At 50.2% G+C, this 19995-nt stretch carries 17 protein-coding genes and 1 pseudogene; 16 read left to right on the forward strand and 2 right to left on the reverse strand.

All coding sequences use genetic code 11. The features are described 5' to 3' along the window. Positions 1-115 (reverse strand): annotated as a pseudogene (locus H8S75_RS33530) (transposase zinc-binding domain-containing protein); the annotation flags it as partial. Between the two features lie 119 nt (positions 116-234). Between H8S75_RS33530 and H8S75_RS00010 the strand changes: the two are divergent. The 12 genes from H8S75_RS00010 (at position 235) to H8S75_RS00065 (ending at position 14138) form a co-directional block, all read left to right on the forward strand. Further along, on the forward strand, positions 235-738 hold the full coding sequence (locus tag H8S75_RS00010) for a dihydrofolate reductase (protein ID WP_187018320.1): 504 nt from the start codon (positions 235-237) through the stop codon (positions 736-738). Between the two features lie 27 nt (positions 739-765). Further along, on the forward strand, positions 766-1398 hold the full coding sequence (locus H8S75_RS00015) for a hypothetical protein (protein ID WP_187018322.1): 633 nt from the start codon (positions 766-768) through the stop codon (positions 1396-1398). A gap of 35 nt (positions 1399-1433) precedes the next feature. Beyond that, complete coding sequence (locus tag H8S75_RS00020) at positions 1434-1922, forward strand: dihydrofolate reductase (RefSeq protein WP_187018324.1); 489 nt, start codon at positions 1434-1436, stop codon at positions 1920-1922. 175 nt (positions 1923-2097) lie between these two features. Continuing rightward, the gene (locus H8S75_RS00025) at positions 2098-2988 is read left to right on the forward strand and encodes a sulfide/dihydroorotate dehydrogenase-like FAD/NAD-binding protein (protein ID WP_187018326.1); all 891 of its coding nucleotides are present in this window, start codon (positions 2098-2100) and stop codon (positions 2986-2988) included. Beyond that, the gene (gene gltA / locus H8S75_RS00030; RefSeq protein ID WP_187018328.1) at positions 2988-4382 is read left to right on the forward strand and encodes an NADPH-dependent glutamate synthase; all 1395 of its coding nucleotides are present in this window, start codon (positions 2988-2990) and stop codon (positions 4380-4382) included. Before H8S75_RS00025 ends, gltA begins: the two co-directional genes overlap by 1 nt. 108 nt (positions 4383-4490) lie before the next feature. After that, positions 4491-5855: an MATE family efflux transporter gene (locus H8S75_RS00035; protein ID WP_187018330.1), complete on the forward strand. Its 1365-nt coding sequence runs from the start codon at positions 4491-4493 to the stop codon at positions 5853-5855. 22 nt (positions 5856-5877) lie between these two features. Further along, positions 5878-7260: an MATE family efflux transporter gene (locus H8S75_RS00040; protein ID WP_187018332.1), complete on the forward strand. Its 1383-nt coding sequence runs from the start codon at positions 5878-5880 to the stop codon at positions 7258-7260. 104 nt (positions 7261-7364) lie between these two features. Continuing rightward, positions 7365-8615 carry a C40 family peptidase gene (locus H8S75_RS00045; protein WP_002602839.1) on the forward strand — a complete coding sequence of 417 codons (1251 nt, stop codon included), beginning with the start codon at positions 7365-7367 and terminating at the stop codon, positions 8613-8615. Between the two features lie 18 nt (positions 8616-8633). Beyond that, positions 8634-9839, forward strand: a complete 1206-nt coding sequence (locus tag H8S75_RS00050; RefSeq protein ID WP_187018334.1) for a helix-turn-helix transcriptional regulator — start codon at positions 8634-8636, stop codon at positions 9837-9839. Between the two features lie 89 nt (positions 9840-9928). Continuing rightward, a complete protein-coding gene (gene baiCD / locus H8S75_RS00055) occupies positions 9929-11860 on the forward strand; it encodes a bile acid Fe-S flavoenzyme BaiCD (RefSeq protein ID WP_187018336.1) in 1932 nt (643 codons plus the stop codon). 21 nt (positions 11861-11881) lie between these two features. Then, positions 11882-13822: an FAD-dependent oxidoreductase gene (locus tag H8S75_RS00060; protein ID WP_187018339.1), complete on the forward strand. Its 1941-nt coding sequence runs from the start codon at positions 11882-11884 to the stop codon at positions 13820-13822. 79 nt (positions 13823-13901) lie between these two features. Beyond that, entirely contained in the window at positions 13902-14138 is a 237-nt protein-coding gene (locus H8S75_RS00065) for a hypothetical protein (RefSeq protein ID WP_187018341.1), read from the forward strand. 161 nt (positions 14139-14299) lie between these two features. Here the strand turns inward: H8S75_RS00065 and H8S75_RS00070 are convergent, their stop codons facing one another. Then, positions 14300-14767 (reverse strand): TspO/MBR family protein, encoded by a 468-nt coding sequence (locus H8S75_RS00070; RefSeq protein WP_187018343.1) that lies wholly within the window; start codon positions 14765-14767, stop codon positions 14300-14302. A gap of 213 nt (positions 14768-14980) precedes the next feature. On the opposite strand from H8S75_RS00070, the gene H8S75_RS00075 reads away from it, so the two are divergent. From H8S75_RS00075 to H8S75_RS00090, 4 genes are all read left to right on the forward strand, one after another. Continuing rightward, entirely contained in the window at positions 14981-15673 is a 693-nt protein-coding gene (locus tag H8S75_RS00075) for an iron-sulfur cluster assembly scaffold protein (RefSeq protein ID WP_002602846.1), read from the forward strand. An 85-nt stretch (positions 15674-15758) separates the two neighbouring features. Next, on the forward strand, positions 15759-16769 hold the full coding sequence (locus H8S75_RS00080; RefSeq protein WP_110322364.1) for a GGGtGRT protein: 1011 nt from the start codon (positions 15759-15761) through the stop codon (positions 16767-16769). Positions 16770-17241: 472 nt separating this feature from the next. Beyond that, a complete protein-coding gene (locus H8S75_RS00085; RefSeq protein ID WP_187018345.1) occupies positions 17242-18105 on the forward strand; it encodes a MurR/RpiR family transcriptional regulator in 864 nt (287 codons plus the stop codon). 26 nt (positions 18106-18131) lie between these two features. Beyond that, positions 18132-19994, forward strand: coding sequence for a class I mannose-6-phosphate isomerase (locus tag H8S75_RS00090; protein ID WP_187018347.1), 1863 nt, complete (start codon positions 18132-18134; stop codon positions 19992-19994). Position 19995: the final 1 nt, after the last annotated feature.

The following is a 19995-nucleotide window of genomic DNA, read 5'->3' on the forward strand; positions in this document are numbered from 1 at the left end:
ACATACGAAAAGCCCGTTTCTGATTATACATGTTACCACAAGATGGACAGAAACGGCTTTTGCAGGAAAAAGGTACAGATTTAAGTTTACCACAATGGGGACAGCCGTAGACAGCTTGTTCTGGCTTAGACGGACGCCAATTGGAAAATGAGATTTACGAACCATCGAAAATAATTTGCAAAAAAGAAATATTTGTATATAATGATGTTTAGAAACAGGACAGGAGGATACTACATGAAAGCGATTGTTGCGGTAGACGAAGCGTGGGGGATCGGGAAAGACGGAAAATTATTGACCCATCTCCCCGAAGATATGAAATTTTTCAGAACGGTTACAAAAGGGAAAGTGGTCGTTATGGGCAGAAAAACGCTGCAGAGCTTTCCGGATGCGAAGCCATTGAAAAACAGGATTAACATCGTTTTGACATCGGACGATACCATGAACGGCGAGGGACTCATTGTCTGCCGCAGTGTGGCTGACGCCTTAAATCAGCTGAAGGAGTATGACAGCGACGATGTCTATATTATTGGAGGTCAGAGCGTCTATGAGCAGTTTCTTCCATATTGTGATACCGCGTATGTGACCAGGATGAAACGGGATTTCGGTGCTGACACCTGGTTTGTGAATCTAGACAGTCAGGAAGGCTGGGAAGAGACGGAAACAGGGGAAGAGAAAGAGTACGAGGGGCTGCATTTTGCTTTCTGTACTTACAAAAACAGGAATTGCCCGAATCGATAAAATCAGACCAGGACGGAGAACAAAAGAATGTTAAACTGCGAGAGAACAAGCGTAATGAATTTTGAAAATGCCATCCGGGGCGCGAGAAATCCCATGAACAGCTGGGGGCGTATGGACAGTGGCTACGACGAAGACGGTAATTTTGTGCTGGGACCCAATGATATGAGCCTGGCCAGACGGTTAAGAAATGCAGGCAGTGACCACCGCAAATACATCCGGCAGATTTTCGTATCCGTGGATATCACTGCACCGCTGTACTGGTGGAAGGAGTACGATACCTATAAAGTTTCCACCGTGGCAAACTCTACCAGCACGATGCACAAGATTCACAGCAAACCATTTTCCATAGATGATTTCAGCCACGACCACATGACTCCGGAGACCCTGGAATTCATGAATCAGATGGTGGAGTATTTAGAGAAGGTGCGGAACCGCTATCTGGAGACGAAGAGCAAGGACGACTGGTACGATATGATCCAGCTGCTCCCGTCCAGCTACAACCAGATGAGGACGTGTACCATGAATTATGAATCCTTAATTAATATGTACTTTGCGAGAAGAAACCACAAGCTTGCCGAGTGGCACACCTTCTGCGACTGGGTCATGACGCTTCCTTATGCAAAGGAGCTGATAGCGGCGGAAGAAGACGAAGAAGCATGATCCGCTTCGCGGAAAAAACAGGAAAAGAGGTTATCATGAACATATTAGTAACCGTTGACAAAAACTGGGCGATCGGAAACCAGGACCAACTCCTGGTCTCCATCCCGGAGGGCCAGCGCCTTTTGCGGGAGGAGACTCAGGGGGGAATCATCGTGATGGGACGGAAAACCTTTGAGACCCTTCCGGGAAAGCAGCCGCTGTACGGCCGAATCAACGTGATTCTGTCAAAAGACCGGAATTACCAGGTAAAAGGCGCGGTCGTCTGCCACTCTCTGGAAGAGACTTTTGAATTTTTGAAGCAGTACCCCAAGGCCTCCGTATTCATCATCGGAGGCAGCAGTATCTATGAACAATTCCTGCCTTACTGTGACACCGTCCACGCAACCTTTATCGACTACGAATACAGTGCCGATACCCATTTTCCCGACTTAGACAAGTCCGGGGAGTGGAGCCTTACCGCTGAGAGTGATGAGCATACCTACTTTAATTTGTGTTACAGTTTCCGGATGTATCAGAAGAAATGAGCCAAACCAGGCCGCAGGAACAGCAGTAAGTTTATCCTTTATTTTTAAGAATTCATATTGTCAGGTTGGAAATTAGATGGTAAGATGATAAGAGTACCATTTCTCCTGATTGTTGGGGAAGGCTATCAGGAAAGGCGTACAGGTATAATTCACCAAAAGAATTAGGAGGATGAAGATGTATAAGATTTTAAAAGCAGAGAAATTAGCTGACAAGATCTATCTGATGGACGTAGAAGCGTCCAGGATTGCTAAAGCCTGCCAGCCGGGAGAATTTGTAATTGTCAGGATGGACGAGAGGGGAGAGCGTATTCCTCTCACAATCTGTGACTATGATAGAGAAAAGGGAACCGTTACCATCGTGTTCCAGATCGTCGGAGCCAGCACAGAGAGAATGGCTGGTTTAAAGACGGGAGATTCCTTCATCGATGTCGTGGGACCTCTGGGTAATCCGTCGGAGTTCGTTCATGACAACTTGGAAGAAGTGAAAAACAGAAAGTATTTATTCGTAGCCGGCGGCGTTGGAACTGCTCCGGTATATCCACAGGTAAAATGGTTAAAAGAACACGGCGTTTCCGTTGATGTCATTATGGGTTCCAAAACAAAGGATTTACTGATTCTGGAAGACGAGATGCGGACGGTAGCCGGCAATTTGTACGTCACCACAGACGATGGTTCCTATGAGAGAAAAGGCATGGTTACAGAAGTGATCAAGGATCTGGTTGTAAACCAGGGCAAGAAGTACGATGTCTGCGTAGCCATCGGACCGATGATCATGATGAAATTCACCTGCCTGATGACAAAGGAACTGGGTATTCCGACAATCGTAAGCTTAAATCCGGTCATGGTGGATGGAACAGGCATGTGCGGTGCCTGCCGTGTATCCGTGGGCGGAGAAGTGAAGTTCGCCTGCGTAGATGGACCTGAATTTGACGGCCATCTCGTGAATTTCGACGAGGCGATGAAGAGACAGCAGATGTATAAGACGGAAGAAGGCCGTGCGCTGTTAAGACTTCATGAGGGTGCAACCCATCATGGCGGATGCGGCCATTGTGGAGGTGACGAGTAATGGATATGATGAAGAAAGTGCCTGTCAGAGAGCAGGATCCGAAGGTCAGAGCGACAAATTTCGAAGAGGTTTGTCTTGGATATAATGAAGAAGAGGCGAGAGCGGAAGCCAGCCGCTGTTTAAAGTGCAAGAATCCGAAGTGCGTGGGCGGATGTCCCGTTTCCATCGACATTCCGGGCTTTATCAAAGAGGTTCAGGAAGGCAACTACGAGGAAGCCGCAAAGGTAATAGCAAAATCCTCCGCACTTCCGGCGGTCTGCGGCCGTGTGTGCCCGCAGGAGAGCCAGTGTGAAGGCCAGTGTATCCGCGGAATCAAGGGCGAGCCGATCTCCATCGGTAAGCTGGAGCGTTTCGTTGCAGACTGGTCCAGAGAGAATGGCTTCGTTCCGGCGGCTCCGGAAAAGACCAACGGCAGGAAGGTAGCCGTGATCGGTTCCGGCCCCTCCGGCGTGACATGTGCAGGCGATTTGGCGAAGATGGGATATGAGGTGACGATTTTTGAAGCCCTCCACGAGCCGGGCGGCGTACTGACATACGGTATTCCGGAATTCCGTCTCCCGAAGGAAGGCGTCGTACAGCCGGAGATCGATAACGTGAGAAAGTTAGGCGTTAAGATCGAGACAGACGTCATCATCGGCAAATCGGTGACCATCGACGAGCTTCTGGATGAAGAAGGCTTCGAGGCCGTATTCATCGGTTCCGGCGCCGGACTTCCGATGTTCATGGGAATCCCTGGTGAGAACGCCAACGGCGTATTCTCAGCTAATGAGTATTTAACGAGAAGCAATTTAATGAAAGCGTTCCGTGATGATTACGATACGCCGATCGTTGCAGGTAAGAAGGTAGCGGTTGTCGGCGGCGGAAACGTGGCGATGGATGCTGCGAGAACGGCTCTTCGTCTCGGCGCAGATGTACATATTGTATACAGAAGAAGCGAGGCAGAACTTCCGGCCAGAGCGGAGGAAGTACACCACGCGAAGGAAGAGGGAATCATCTTTAATCTCCTGACAAATCCGATTGAGATTCTCACCGATGACAACGGATGGGTGAATGGTATGAAGTGTATCAAGATGGAACTGGGGGAACCGGATGCTTCCGGCAGAAGAAGACCGGTTGCCATTGAAGGTTCCGAATTTGTCATCGAAGTGGACACGGTCATCATGTCTCTCGGAACTTCACCGAACCCGCTGATCTCCGCCACTACCAAGGGTCTCGAAACTAACCGCAGAAAATGTATCGTAGCGGAAGAGTCAAACGGTAAGACTACAAAGGAAGGCGTATACGCAGGCGGCGACGCCGTTACGGGCGCTGCCACAGTAATTCTCGCCATGGAGGCGGGACGCGCCGGAGCGAGAGGAATCCACGAATACTTATCCGGACAGGAAGAAGCATAAGAAGTATTATAACAGACAGTATTATTCAGATAGTATCATAACAGGATGCAGAGGGGCTGCCAGCAAGGCAGCCCTTCCTGATGATATATCGTTTTGTTTGAGGTGTATATGAGTAAGAAGATAGATTTGCTGCATGGCCATATTTTTACGTCTCTGACGGGACTGGCCCTGCCGATTATGGCGACGGCGCTGGTCCAGACGGCATACAGCCTGACGGATATGGCGTGGATCGGCCTGGTGGGGTCTCCCGCAGTGGCGGCAGTGGGCGCGGCCAGCATGTATACATGGCTTTCCCAGGGAGTTGTGGCGCTGGCCAAGATGGGAGGCCAGGTGAAGGTGGCCCATTCTCTCGGCAGCGGGAGACCGGAGGAGGCCGCCAAGTATGCGGCGGGAGCGATCCAGATGGGCGTTCTGTTTGCCCTGGTATTTGCCGCTGTTACGGTGTTTGGAGCCCGTCCGCTCATCGGATTTTTCGGCTTGAGTGACGGCGCCATTATTCACAATGCCCAGGTGTATTTGAAGATTACCTGCGGCCTGATCTTGTTTTCCTTTTTAAATGCGATAATTACCGGAATACTGACGGCGATGGGGGACAGCAAAACACCGTTTATCGCCAATGTTATCGGGCTTATCATGAATATGATACTCGATCCGGTTTTAATATTCGGTGTCGGACCGTTTCCCGTAATGGGTGTCGCCGGTGCGGCGGTGGCCACGGTCACGGCCCAGATGATTGTAACGATTGTATTTCTCGTGGTAGTGAAAAAGGACAGACTGGTGTTCGATAAGGTCCGTTTCCTGGAACGGATCCCCAGGGATTATTTCCGGGTGATGGTCCGCATCGGCCTTCCGGCTGCGGTCCAGAATCTGATCTATACCAGCATTTCCATGGTTCTGACCAGATTTGTGGCAGGCTTCGGCGACGCGGCCGTGGCGGTGCAGAGAGTGGGAAGCCAGATCGAATCCATCTCCTGGATGACGGCGGATGGGTTTGCGGCGGCCATCAATTCTTTTATCGGCCAGAACTACGGAGGACGCCAGTACCGACGGGTGAAGAAAGGCTATATGACGGCTATCGGCGTCATGTTCGTATGGGGGCTTTTCTGTTCGGGCGTGCTGATCGGATTTCCGAGGCAGATCTTCGGACTGTTTATCCATGAGGCAGATATTATTCCCCTGGGCATCAGCTATCTCGTCGTCCTCGGTTTCTCACAAATGTTCATGTGTGTGGAGCTGACGACGGTCGGCGCGCTGTCCGGTCTCGGAAAGACACTGCTCTGTTCCGTTATAAGCGTTGTGTTTACCTCGGCAAGAATACCGCTCGCCATGATTTTAAGCAGCACGCCGCTGGCGCTTGACGGTATCTGGTGGGCATATACGATATCCAGCGTGATCAAGGGAATCCTGTTCTTTATCTGTTTTCTGTATGTATCCGGGAAGCTTCCGGAGGATGGCGCGCAGGCGTCATGGTAAGTTTAGAAGGGGGAGTTTGCAAATGAAGAAACCGATGACACAGGAAGAACGTTTTGTACAGATGATCGAAACGCCGGTTTCCACACTGATTCCGCGGCTGGCGGTTCCAACGATTATCAGCATGCTGGTGACCGCTATCTATAATATGGCGGATACCTTTTTCGTCAGCCAGATCGGAACCAGCGCATCCGGCGCGGTGGGCGTCATGTTCTCCGCCATGGCCATGATACAGGCTATCGGCTTTACGCTGGGAATGGGGAGCGGGAATTACATCTCACGTTCGCTGGGAGACAGAAACGGCGGGGAAGCGGAAAAATCGGCAGCGACCGCCTTTTTTACGGCCCTGATCATCGGTGCCCTGATCTCGGTTTTCGGGCTCATCTGCCTGCGGCCGCTCGTATTTCTTTTAGGGGCTACGGAAACCATCGCTCCATACGCCATGGACTATGGCAAATATATTCTGATCGCAGCCCCCTTCATGATGTCTTCCTTTGTCATGAACAATATTCTGCGCGCCCAGGGAAATGCCATGTATTCCATGATCGGTATTACCACGGGCGGTGTCCTGAATATGATTCTCGATCCTATTCTTATCTTCGGTTTTGATATGGGGATTGCAGGAGCGGCCATTGCGACGATGATGAGTCAGATGATCAGCTTCGTAATCCTGTTTTACCAGTGTAATTTCAGAGAAGGAAGCATTCGGATGAGGCTATCCAAATTTACGCCTACCGGGAAAATGTACGGAGAGATTCTGCACGCAGGGCTTCCCTCCTTCTGCCGCCAGGGACTGGCCAGCGTGGCGACGGTGATCCTGAACTTTGCGGCCGGACCATTCGGCGATTCCGCTATTGCGGCCATGTCGATTGTCTCCAGGTTTATGATGTTTATTAACTCGGCGCTGATCGGCTTCGGCCAGGGCTTCCAGCCGGTATGCGGTTTTAATTTCGGGGCAAAGCGGTACGACCGTGTGCTGGAGGCGTTCTGGTTCTGCGTAAAGGTGGCGATTACGATGCTGACCTGTTTCGGCATCATCGCATTTGTGATCAGCCGTCCGATCATTACCGCATTCCGCCGGGAAGATTTAGAGGTGATCCGGATCGGTACGCTGGCGCTGCGGCTGCAGATCCTGACGCTGCCGCTTCAGGCGTGGGTGATCATGGTCAACATGCTGACCCAGTCCATCGGATACGGGTTCCGCGCTTCGCTGGTAGCCATGGGACGCCAGGGCCTGTTCCTCATTCCCTCGCTCCTCATTCTGCCGAACATCTGCGGCATTCTGGGCGTACAGCTGGCCCAGCCGGTGGCCGATGTCTTTACCTTTGCGCTGGCGACCTTTATTGTGGTGAGAGTGCTGGAGGAATTGAAAACCATGCGGGAGGGGCAGAAAATAAAAAAATCATAAAAAATATAAAAAAGGGTTGAATTTTACCTATGGTTTCGGTTAACATAAGAGATAGAGTATTTCTACATAAAAATTCCAGATGAAAATAGGGCGAAGGACCAGCGATGAATATAAAAATACAGTTAAGAAGCAATCATTTTCGGAAGTGGCTGAGGAGACTCGGCTGCAGCCTGTTAATCGGAAGTATGCTATGTACACAGACAGTTCCCGCGTGGGCCACATCCAAGGCGGAAAAAGAGAAGAAAGAGGCTCAGCAGAAGCTGGATGACGCCAAGAAGAAGGCGGAAGCGGCAGAAGCCAACAAGAACGCCGCCAACGCCCAGGTGTCAAAGCTGACCTCGGATTTAACGGCGCTTCTTACCGATATTCAGTTCCTCGAGACGGATATCACCAACAAGGAAGCCGACATCAAGCAGGCGGAAATCGATTACGAGGCTGCTAAAAAAGAAGAAGAAAAGCAGTATGCTGCTATGAAAAAGCGAATTCAGTATATGTATGAGAAGGGCGATACGGAGTACCTTGATATCTTTCTTCAGGTAAAGAGTATGGCGGACCTGTTAAACAAAGCGGAGTATGTGGAGAGTATCTATTCCTATGACCGGAAGATGCTGGATACGTATCAAGAGACAAAGCAGCAGGTGGCTGACAACAAGGCGCAGCTGGAGAATGACAAGGCCGAGATGGAGGTAATGGAGCTGGAGCTTCAGGGCCAGAAATCCCAGTTGGAGACGACGATTGCCAAAAAGAAGAAGGAAGTCAGCAATTTTGACTCCCAGTTAGCCCAGGCAAAGAATGACGCGGCGGCCTATGCCAAGACCGTAGAGAAGAAGAACCAGGAGATTCAGAAGGCAAAAGAGGAAGAGGCCAGAAAGAAGAGGGAGGCCGAGGAAGCAAGAAAGAAAGCGGAAGCGGAAGCAGCAAAGAAAAAGAGTTCGGCTACGACTACTTCGAAGAAGACATCGGCCAACGACAAATACACCGGCCCGGCTGCGGTAAAGAGCAGCGGCGGATCGGCACAGGGCCGCGCGGTGGCGGATTATGGTCTTCAGTTTGTGGGTAATCCCTACGTTTACGGAGGGACAAGCTTAACGAACGGAGCCGACTGTTCCGGTTTTGTGCAGCAGGTATACAAGCATTTCGGCTACTCACTGCCGAGAAGCTCTTCGGAGCAGCGTTCCGCGGGACGTGAGGTCTCTTATTCGGAGGCACAGCCCGGTGATTTAATCTGCTACGCCGGCCATGTCGCGATCTATATCGGAAACGGACAGATTGTTCACGCCAGTACGCCTACGACTGGTATCAAGGTAGGTACGGCTACATACAGGACGATTTTATCGGTCAGAAGAATCGTATAAGGTGAGATTATAAAAATTATGAAGCAGCAGAACGACTGGTACACGGGGATCAACCATTACGACAACTATGTGGAGAAGGAGATCGGGATCGAGCGCAGAATCATCGACGGGCCCACCGATCCGTATCTCCACGAGCGTGTGGAGATATTGTATGTGTTGTCCGGAAAGGGCGCCATATCGGTAAACGGATATGCCTACGACGCGGTGCCGGGCAGTCTGTTCTGCATGTATTCCCACCACTTCCACCATGTGGAAGCGGTGGAGGAAAAGCTCGATGTGGCGGTGATCCGGTTCCACATCGGGCTTTTTATGTATATGAGCTGGGAGAAGCACCCGAAGCACGCCAATGCCAGGCTGGTGTACGATACGAAGCCCATGGTGAGACTTTCCGGGGAAGAGAAGGAAGAGGTGGAGGCGCTGGTGCGCAGCCTTCTTCGTGAGGCAAAGGAAGCGCGATTTGAGCGGCTTAACATGATCGAGTACAAGACGCTCGAGCTGCACGCATATTACTGCCGGTATGCCTATGAGGAAATCGGTAAGGCGTCCCGAAAGGAACGGACGGTATGGAGCATCATCGAGAAAGTGATTCTGGCAACGGGAGAGGATATCACGCTGGAGGACATGACTGAGGAGGGGATAAGCCCTGAGACGATGAACCGGAGGATCAAGGAAGCCTGCGGATTCACATTTTTCCAGCTCAAGCAGTTTGGAAAGGTGATCAATGCCTGCGCGCTGCTGCATTTTCCGGAATTGTCCATGGAGTATATCGGCGATCAGCTGAATTTCTCTTCTGCCGCGGCATTTTACAAGGTGTTCAAACAGTACTGCGGGGTGACTCCGCGGGAGTATCAGACGGAGTATATCGGAACCATGGTTCCGGGAAGCGGCGCCGGTTCGGCAATGCAGTTTCTTCAGTATATCCATATCCATTTTTCCGAGGATATACGGCTGGAGGATTTATGTGAGAAGTTCTGTATGAAGCCGTATACGGTGAAGCAGATCTTTAAGCAGGTCTTTGGAAATCCCTTTGAAGAGCTGCTGGCCCAGGTCCGCATCTCCTATGCCTGCTCATTTCTGCGGACAGGGGACAGGACGGTTCTGGAAATTGCCTCTCTGTGCGGCTTTAACTCACAGTCTACCTTTCAGCGGCATTTTAAACGGTGGATGAACCAGACGCCGGAGGAGTACCGGGAAGTGATGAGAGAAAAGCCTGACAAAAAATGATAATAAAACTTCATAATGTGAATATAAGGAGAAGCCCTTCTTTGCTATAATGAAAGTATCATGTTCAATATGCGAAGGAGGTTTTTTCTATGTATGACAGATTATTTTCTCCGATTCAAATCAGGGGTCTGGAGCTGAAAAACAGGGTGGTCCTGCCTGCAATGGGAACCCGTATGGCGGGGGAAAAGGGGGAGATCACTCCGAGGCTTGTGGCCTATCACGCGGCCAGAGCGGCCGGCGGCTGCGGCTTAAACATCGTGGAGGTGGCCGCGGTACATACGCCCAGCGCTCCCGCACACTTTGTATCCATCAGTGACGACAGCCTGATCGGGGGGCATAAGAAGCTGACGGATGCCATCCACCAGAACGGCGGAAAGGCGGCGATTCAGCTGTGGCAGGGCTCTATCGCCACGACGTTTGACCCCAGGGTAGAAATGCTGGTGGTTAATGATATGGAGTTTGCGGGTAAGAAGCTTAAGGCTATTACAACAGACAGGATACAGGAGATTGTGGAGTGTTACGGAAAGGCCGCGGCGCGCTGTGTCGAGGCTGGATACGACTGTCTGGAATTCCACTGCGCGCACAATTATCTGCCACATTCCTTCTTAAGCGGAGGATTAAATCACAGGACGGATGAGTACGGAGGAAGCTTTGAGAACCGGTCGAGATTCCCGCTTGAATGTATCCGGGCGATTCGGAATGCCATACCGGAGGAAATGCCGCTGTTCATGCGTATTGATGCTCACGATGATTATCTGCCGGGCGGGCTTACTATCGAAGAAATCATCGAATTCTGCCGCATAGCCGGGGAAAATGGAGTAGATGTACTGGATGTATCCAGGGGAAATATCATCACGGCCGGATCCGTTTATGAGGTTCCGCCCATCGATATTCCGAGAGGCTTTAATGTGGAGAACGCCGCACGGATCAGAAGAGAGACGAAGATGGCGACGATCGCCGTGGGAAGAATCAACACCGCGGAGCAGGCGGAAGCCATCCTCGAAGAGGATAAGGCCGATATGGTCGTCATGGGAAGAGCCCAGCTGGCTGATCCGGAGTTCTGCAATAAGGCGAGGGAGGGCAGGACAGAGGACATCATCCACTGTGTCGGCTGCAACCAGGGCTGCTACGACGGATTCTGTGATTTAAGGAACAGACCGTTTATCACATGTCTGAGAAATCCGTGTCTGGGTCACGAGGAGGAGTGGAAGCTTACAAAGGCGGAGACTCCGAAACAGGTCTATATCGCAGGCGGCGGAATGGCCGGCCTGGAGGCGGCCAGGGTGCTGCTCATGAGGGGCCATCATCCGGTGATCTTTGAGGCGGGAGACCGTCTGGGCGGCCAGTTTATCACGGCGGGCCAGGCTCCGGGCAAGGAAGAGATGAAACAGGCAGCCATTTCCTTTGGACGGCTGGTGGAGCGGTCGGGTGCGGAGGTGCGCTTCCATACGCCGCTTACACCGGAGATTATCACGGAGGAGAAACCGGACGCGGTGATCGCGGCCGTAGGCTCCGCGCCGATCGAGCTGAAGCTTCCGGGAAGCGGGAAGAAAATGGTCTGTCAGGCCCACGCCGTGCTGGAGCATGAAGTGGAGCCGGAGGGCAGCGTCTGTGTGATCGGAGGCGGGCTGGTCGGTCTCGAGGCCGCGGATGCGCTGGCGGCGGCCGGGCATCCGGTGAAGGTGCTGGAAATGAAGGATACGGCGGGAGAAGATCTGGGAATGCTACGGAAAATCGCCGTGATGCAGAAGCTGGTTGGTGAGTCGGTCGGGATCATCACAAGTGCCCGATGTCTCGAAATCAATGAGACCGGTGTGGTGGTTGAGACACCGGAAGGGAAGGAGACCGTGGCCTGTGACAGCGTGGTTCTGGCTGTGGGGTCTGCTTCGAGAGACAGCAGTGCGCTGAAAGAAGCCAGTGAGAAGGCTGGGGCGGATTTCTTTGTTATCGGAGATGCGAAGCGGGCAAGGCGTGCGATTGATGCGATTGCGGAAGGATTTGATACTGCAAGGCTGGTATAGGGGAAGGAGGAGGAATTATTAATGAAATCCAGATTATTAGAAGCGTTAAAGATCGGTTCCATGACCGTAAAAAACGGCGTTTTCATGGCGCCCATGTCCCTGGGATATGAGAGCCCGGACGGAACGGTCAATGAGACCATGCAGGAATACTGGCTGGCAAGGGCGAGAGGCGGCGTGGGCTGTATCATCACCGATGCGCTCTCGGTAGATCCCGATGTGCCGTATCTGGGCAACACGCTGTGTTTCAGAAATGAAGAGAGTATTGCGTCCTACCGCCGTTTCACGGACAAAATCCACGAGTGCGGCGCCAGGGTGATCCCGCAGATCACCCACCCGGGACCGGAGAGTGTCAGCGCGTTCCGCGGCATTCCGCCCATGGCCAGCAGCGTGTACTTAAATTCTATGGCTCAGAAGACCAGGGCTGTCACTCTGGAGGAAATTCCAGGGATCATACAGAAATACGCAAAAGGCGCATACGATGCCAAGCGCGCCGGCTTTGACGGAATCGAGCTGCACTGTGCCCACGCGTATATGCTGCTGGGATCATTTTTATCACCTATGAGGAACAAACGGACGGACCGTTACGGCGGCAGTCTCGACAATCGGGCACGCCTGCTGTGTGAAGTCCTGGATGCGATTCGGGAGTCCTGCGGCCCCGATTTCCCGATTATTCTTCGCATGTCGGGAAGTGAACGGGACGAACAGGGCAATACGCTGGAAGATATGAAGTACCTCGTTCCGATCCTGGAACGTCACGGCGTGGATGCATTTGAAATCAGCGGCGGTACCCAGTATGAGCGATGCAATAAGATTATTCCGTGCCACGGGGAGGTGCAGGGCGTCAACGTTCCGGAGGCGGAAGCGCTGAAGCAGGCGGCGGCAGTGCCGGTACTTGTGGTCGGGAAAATAGGCGAGCCGCGATATGCGGAATATCTGGTCGATTCGGGCAAGGTGGATGGCGTCGTGCTGGGCCGCGTCCTGATTGCGGATCCCGACTTCGTAAAGAAGATGGAAGCCGGAGATTACGACGGAATCGCACCGTGCGCGGCCTGCGCCATTGGATGTGTGGGAGAACAGACGAAACGTCATCCGGCCTCCTGCGTGATCAATCCGGCGGCAGGCAGGGAGAAAGAGCTGGAGCTTACGAAAACGGAAAGGCCGGAACGTGTGGTGATCGTGGGCGGCGGAATCGGCGGCATGGCCTGTGCCAGGGCCTGTGCGGTGCGCGGCCACAAAGTCGTTCTCCTGGAGCGGGAAAATGAACTGGGAGGCCAGATGCGGCTTGCCTGTATTCCGCCCCATAAGCAGGAACTGAGCAAATGGATTGTCTATCTGGAGCATGAACTGGAACGGCTGTCTGTAGACGTACGGCGGAACACGGCCGCGGACAGGGACGTTATTGACCGTCTTTCTCCTGATACGCTGGTTATCGCTACCGGAGCGGGAGAGATGCTCCCGCCAGTACCGGGAATCGATCCGGAGCAGGCGATAACCGCATGGAAGGTATTGAGAGGAGAGACAGCCATCCCAGGCGGAAATGTCCTGGTAGTCGGCGGCGGTATGGTTGGCTGTGAGGTCTGTGAGTACCTGATGCATCAGAAGCGCGGATTCTGTCATATTACCATGATCGAGATGGCAGATGAGATCGGCGCGGGAATGGTGGTGAACAACAGAGTGCCGGCCATGATACGGCTGAACCGGCCGGAGATTACCATGATGACAGGCACAAAGCTGGTATCCGTAAACGGCGGAGAGGTGACAGTGGAAAGGCGCGGCACACAGGAAGTTTTAAGCGGCTTTACCCATATCATCTATGCCTGCGGGGCACGCCCGGTCAGAGGTCTTTATGAGGAACTGAAAGAGGCTTATCCGGAGGCGGTTCTGATCGGAGACGCGCAGCAGCCCGCACAGGCGCTGGAAGCGGTAAGGCAGGCGGTGGAGACTGCGGTGCGGATCGGTTAATCCAGGAAAAAACATTGGATTATGGCTGTTCCTGATGATATAATGGAAATATAAGAAATACATGAAGGAGGACACGCTGATGAAACAATGGCTGGATACTGCGGACGAATATATAAAGTCCTGGAAAATCCGTGATGTGGCGTTCTTAAAGCTCTGCGTCTGTGCTGCCGGTTTTCTGTTTGGAATGGGAATCCCAAAACGGCACCGGAACAAAGCGTCAATCGCTGCAAGTATTATTTTCTCTGTGACCTATGTGCTGGTGATGCTCCCATTTTTAAAGCTGCTGGACAGAAACTTGAAAGAGGGAGCGGCCTGAATGTGGGCCTGAATGTGAGCCTGAACATTGACCTGACTGGAGATGCGGAAGCTTCGAAGGAAATGCTGCAGGAAGAAAGGGGAGCTGTCATACCTGTGATTTACCATCACTGGCGGGGCAGTTTCCCTTTTCTCACGTTTTCGTAACCGGCAAAACACGGGTCATCGATTCAGAAGGTAAATAGACAGATTCAGATATGCGGCGAACAGACACCATAACAGGTATGGAATCTGTAAGCAGGCTGCCAGAGGGGAGATTTTATAAAACTGGTAAATCATCGCGGCTATGAGGAGGATCAGTGCAATAAGCCAGATAAATGACAGCAGATATTGGGAGAGACCAAAAAACAGGATGCTCCATCCAAAATTGAAAAGAAGCTGTAATGCATAGTATTTAAGCGCTTTTCCTGTGTTTGGATCCCCCGAGACATAGATTATGTAGGAGGAGATCCCCATTAACAGGTACAGAATTGTCCAGACAACTGGAAACAGAAAGGCCGGCGGTGATAAGGGCGGCCTGATCAATGTCTGGTAGGCCATCGTATTACCGCTGATAAGCGCGGAAATAGAGCCGACAGCCAACGGGATCATGATTGAAATGAGCAGAGCGCTGATATTTTTCGATTTCATAGATGCTCCTTTGACAGGTGGTTAGTAATTATATGCGTAAGAGGGAAGGAAAAATGATAAATCAGGAGATTTCCCAACCCCCTTGAGTTTACAGGGAAATCCAAAAAATACTTGCGAAATTCGACATTCTGTGAGAGAATATAGCTAAGTATGATGTGATATATTTAACAAAGTACTTTTCACAATTATTACTTATTCGAAAGGAGTTTTAACATGATTTATTCACAGGAAGTAGAAGAGATGTGCACAGTGGCACAGGGCGTTCATCACGGCGCTGCTCCAATCCCAGAAGAAGCAAAATGGGTAAAATCTAAAGAAGTTAAAGATATCTCCGGTTTAACACATGGCGTTGGCTGGTGTGCTCCTCAGCAGGGTGCATGTAAGCTGACTTTAAATGTCAAAGAAGGCATCATTCAGGAAGCACTGGTAGAGACCATCGGATGTTCCGGTATGACTCACTCCGCTGCCATGGCTGCAGAGATTCTGCCAGGTTTAACCGTTTTAGAAGCATTGAACACAGACCTTGTTTGTGACGCAATCAATACAGCAATGAGAGAATTATTCTTACAGATCGCATACGGGAGAACCCAGAGTGCGTTCTCAGAGGATGGACTTCCTGTCGGTGCGGGACTGGAAGACTTAGGAAAGGGACTTCGTTCTCAGGTTGGTACCATGTACGGAACCTTAAAGAAAGGTCCTCGTTACCTTGAAATGGCTGAAGGTTATGTAACCGGTATTGCACTGGATGCTGACGATCAGATCATCGGCTATCAGTTCGTAAGCCTTGGAAAGATGACAGATTTCATCAAGAAGGGCGACGATCCGAATACTGCATGGGAGAAAGCAAAAGGACAGTACGGCCGTGTTGCTGACGCTGTTAAGATCATCGACCCAAGACATGAATAATGGGACAGGACGATAAGTCTACATAGAAATATCGGATTTCCATTTGCAGAATTTGACATAGCCTAATAACAAGGAGGACAAGATAATGGCTTTATTTGAATCATATGAGAGAAGAATTGACAAAATCAATTCCGTATTAAACAGCTATGGCATCGCTTCGATCGAAGAAGCTGAGAAGATCACGAAAGATGCTGGTTTAGATGTATACAAGCAGGTAGAGGCAATTCAGCCGATCTGTTTTGAGAATGCAAAATGGGCTTACACGGTAGGCGCAGCCATTGCAATTAAAAAGGGCTGCAGGAAAGCTGCTGACGCTGCTGCAGCTATCGGCGAAGGCCTTCAGTCTTTCTGTATCCCGGGTTCCGTTGCTGATCAGCGTAAAGTTGGCTTAGGCCATGGTAACTTAGGAAAGATGTTACTGGAAGAGACCACAGACTGCTTCTGCTTCCTGGCAGGTCATGAGTCCTTCGCAGCAGCAGAAGGCGCAATCGGTATCGCAGAGAAGGCAAACAAGGTTCGTGAGAAACCATTAAGAGTTATCTTAAATGGTTTAGGAAAAGATGCCGCTCAGGTTATCTCCAGAATCAACGGCTTTACCTACGTAGAGACCGAGATGGATTACTACACAGGCGAAGTAAAAGAACTGTGGAGAAAGTCCTATTCTGAAGGCTTAAGAGCAAAAGTTAACTGCTATGGCTCCAACGATGTAACAGAAGGCGTTGCAATCATGTGGAAGGAAGGCGTTGACGTTTCCATCACTGGTAACTCCACCAACCCAACCAGATTCCAGCATCCGGTTGCAGGTACTTACAAGAAAGAATGTAATGAGAAGGGTAAAAAGTACTTCTCTGTTGCTTCCGGCGGTGGTACAGGACGTACACTTCACCCGGACAACATGGCAGCAGGTCCTGCTTCCTACGGTATGACAGATACTATGGGACGTATGCACTCTGACGCACAGTTCGCAGGTTCTTCCTCCGTTCCGGCTCACGTTGAGATGATGGGTCTGATCGGTGCAGGAAATAACCCGATGGTTGGTATGACTGTTGCTGTGGCTGTTTCGATTGAGGAAGCGGCGAAGGCAGGGAAGTTCTAAGAAAAGGCTTAATGCCAGCAAAGAAAAGCAGATGTGTCCATTGGGCACAAAGCGATCCCCCAAGGAGTTGCAACTCCTTGGGGGATCGCTTTTCCTTTTGAAGAAGAATAACTTATGCTGGCCGTTGGCTATTTTATCTCCATTCTATCATTTCTTGGAGCGTTCCTGTGATAGGGGGGGCTCGGTTTATTTTTATTATTTCCATCTCTGAGCGGAGCTATTTAAGAGCTCGTTCAGTGTATGTGTTTTCATCACTTTTTTCAAATAAACACTTATATAATAACTACTAACTATCAGTACGAAGTTGGTAGTTTTTTTATTACTATAAATTAGATAAAAGTTACAAAACTTATTCATGACTTTATAAAAACAAGTGCATAATATCCAAAATATGAAATAAAAAATCAATAAAAAGCAAAATAGTTGACAATAACATATCTCATGTTATTATGAAAATAAAGGGGGGAAGCAGATGAAAAGTGTACTGGTACGTTTGGAAGAATATCTGCCAAGAGCGAGTGGAGCGGAAAAAGGCGCCTTAAAGCTTCTGCTTGAAAGTCCGGAGACTGCAGTCAACTGCAGTATTCAGCAGCTTGCAAACAAATCCTTTACTTCGGCTTCCACAGTTATCCGGCTATGCCGTAAAATGGGATTTGACGGTTATAAGGAATTTCATAAGGCTCTTCTCTGTGAAGTAGCGGTGCGAAAGGATACGAGGGGAGAAGAAACACGTGAAATAGAGAGAGAGGATGGACTGGAGAACATAGTACAGAAGGTTACATACAGAAATATACAGTCTCTCGAAAACACATGTAAACTGATGGATTTAAATACGCTAAGCAACTGTGTGAATCTGATCAATTCCGCAGATAGCCTGCTTCTGTTTGGGATGGGAGCGTCTCTGTTGGTGGCCAGGGATGTATACTTGAAATTTACCCGTGTTAATAAAACGTGTTATTTCTGTGATGACTGGCATATGCAGCTCCTGCATGCCAAGAATTCAACACCAAAGGATGTAGCACTTGCGATCAGCTATTCTGGAGTAACGGAGGAAGTAGTTCGGTGTGCAAAAGAAGCTAAAAGCAATAAGACGCCAGTTATTGCTATCACCAGGTTTGAGGCGTCTATCCTTGCGAAGCTGGCAGACTATAACCTGTATGTTGCCACGACAGAGGTATTTTCTAGAATCGGAGCCATGTCCTCCAGAATATCGCAGTTTAATGTGGTGGATATCTTGTACAGCGCGTATGTGAACCAGAATTATGATGAGTGTGTTCCGAGAATTGTAAAAACGCGGTTTGCAAGAGAAGGGGAAGATATTACCTGGCGTATTTAATAGAAAAGATAGAAGGGAGGAAGCACATGAGCTTTATGTTTAAGCCTTTGGCTTATGATGATCCAAAAGCTGTCAATCACATCACATTGCCGGAATCACTTGTGAGTGATGTATCGTCAGAAATTGGAGAAATTGCAGGCCGCTTGGCAGCCGCCTGTATGGGGAGAGAGGGAAAGGCCCCTGTAGTTCTTGGTATTGACGGGTATGTCAGTGCAATATTTGATCCGTTGGTCTCAGCAGTCGAGGCAGAACTGGAAAGTAAGGGAAAGAAGGTACTCTGTCTGCCTATGGAAGCGCTTTATAAGACGGAGGAGGAGATTCATGCGGTAACGGCGGAGAGCCTGCCTCTCAACTATGAGGAAGATCCGGTACTGCTCTTTGGCAGGCTGTATTGCGGAACGATCGATGACTTGATCGATCAGGAGAAGGTCTGTTCCGCATTTTCAGAGAAAAATGACGATATTGTGCTTGTGTATGGACTGGGCAGCTTGAGCGCCACGCTGCGTTCTCATATTACCGTAAGTGCTTATGTAGACGTTACCCCGAAAACAGCGGCAATTCGCGCCAGAGAGAAAAAATTTGCTAATATTGGGGACAGGGAGCCTCAACCGTTTCCACTGCTGATGAGGAGAAATTACTACGTAGATTTTGAAGTGGTGGTAAAACTTAGAAAAGAGCTGCTTACAAAAAATCTGCTTGACTTTTATCTGCTTGGAAATGAAGAAGACAGTTATCTCATGATGTCAGGGAGCACCATGGATGGAATTTTAGATACGTTGGTGCTGTATCCGTTTCGGGCTAAGCCTGTATATCTGGAGGGAATCTGGGGAGGTGAATTTATAAGAAAGGTGCGGGGGATCCCTCTGGAAATTGCAGATAATGTGGCCTGGATTTTCGATATGATCCCCATGGAAGTCAGTATTGTGGTGAAAGCGGGGGAGCGTCTGCTTGATTTTCCATTTTCCACATTTGTTCAGAAGAAGGGCCTGGAAATGATGGGAGAACGCTGTGTGAAGGAGTTTGAGGGCTATTTTCCAATCCGTTTTAACTATGATGATACATGGCACAGCAATGGCAATATGTCTGTTCAGGTCCATCCGGATGAAGATTTTACGATTAGCCAGTATGATGAATTTGGCCGTCAGGATGAAGCGTACTACGTGATTGCGACCGGACATGATGCGAAGACGTACTGTGGATTTAAGGGAGATGGGAGAAAATTCCTTGAACTGGCAAGAGAGTCTGAGCAGACGCATGAAAGTTTCCCTTATCAGGATTATATCAATGCCATAGACAGTGTACCGGGCCGTCAGATTATGCTTCCGGCTGGCACAATCCATGCGTCCGGAAGAAATCAGCTGATTCTTGAGCTGGGGAGCTTGACGATCGGTTCTTATACCTACAAAGTTTATGACTATAACCGGAGGGATAAGGAGGGGAAGCCCCGTCCCATTCATGTGGATAACGCATCCAGTGTTCTGCACTTTGAGAGAAACTCAGAATGGGTTCAGAAACATGCAGCTATCCAGCCGGTGCTTCTGGAGAAGACGGAAGAGTATCAGGAACTGGTGGTGGGGAAAACTGAACTGATGTACTATGAGGCCCGACGCATTGAACTTAAGACGCACGGCAGATATGAGGGACGAAATCTCGGACAGTTTACTGTGGTCACAGTGGTAGATGGAGAACGAGCCAGGATATATTCCAGGAGTAATCCGGAATTTTCCTTTACGGCGGAGTTCCTGGATATTGTGACGATTCCCGCCACCATTGAGGATTATGTGATTGAGGCTGGCGGCTATCAGCCGGTTGTCATTCATAAGGTTATTCTGAGAAGTGGGTATACGAGATATAAGAATCCTGTATATTATGACCGTAAGAGGGAGTGAT

Source organism: Hungatella hominis (assembly GCF_014288005.1).
GTDB lineage: Bacteria > Bacillota > Clostridia > Lachnospirales > Lachnospiraceae > Hungatella > Hungatella effluvii.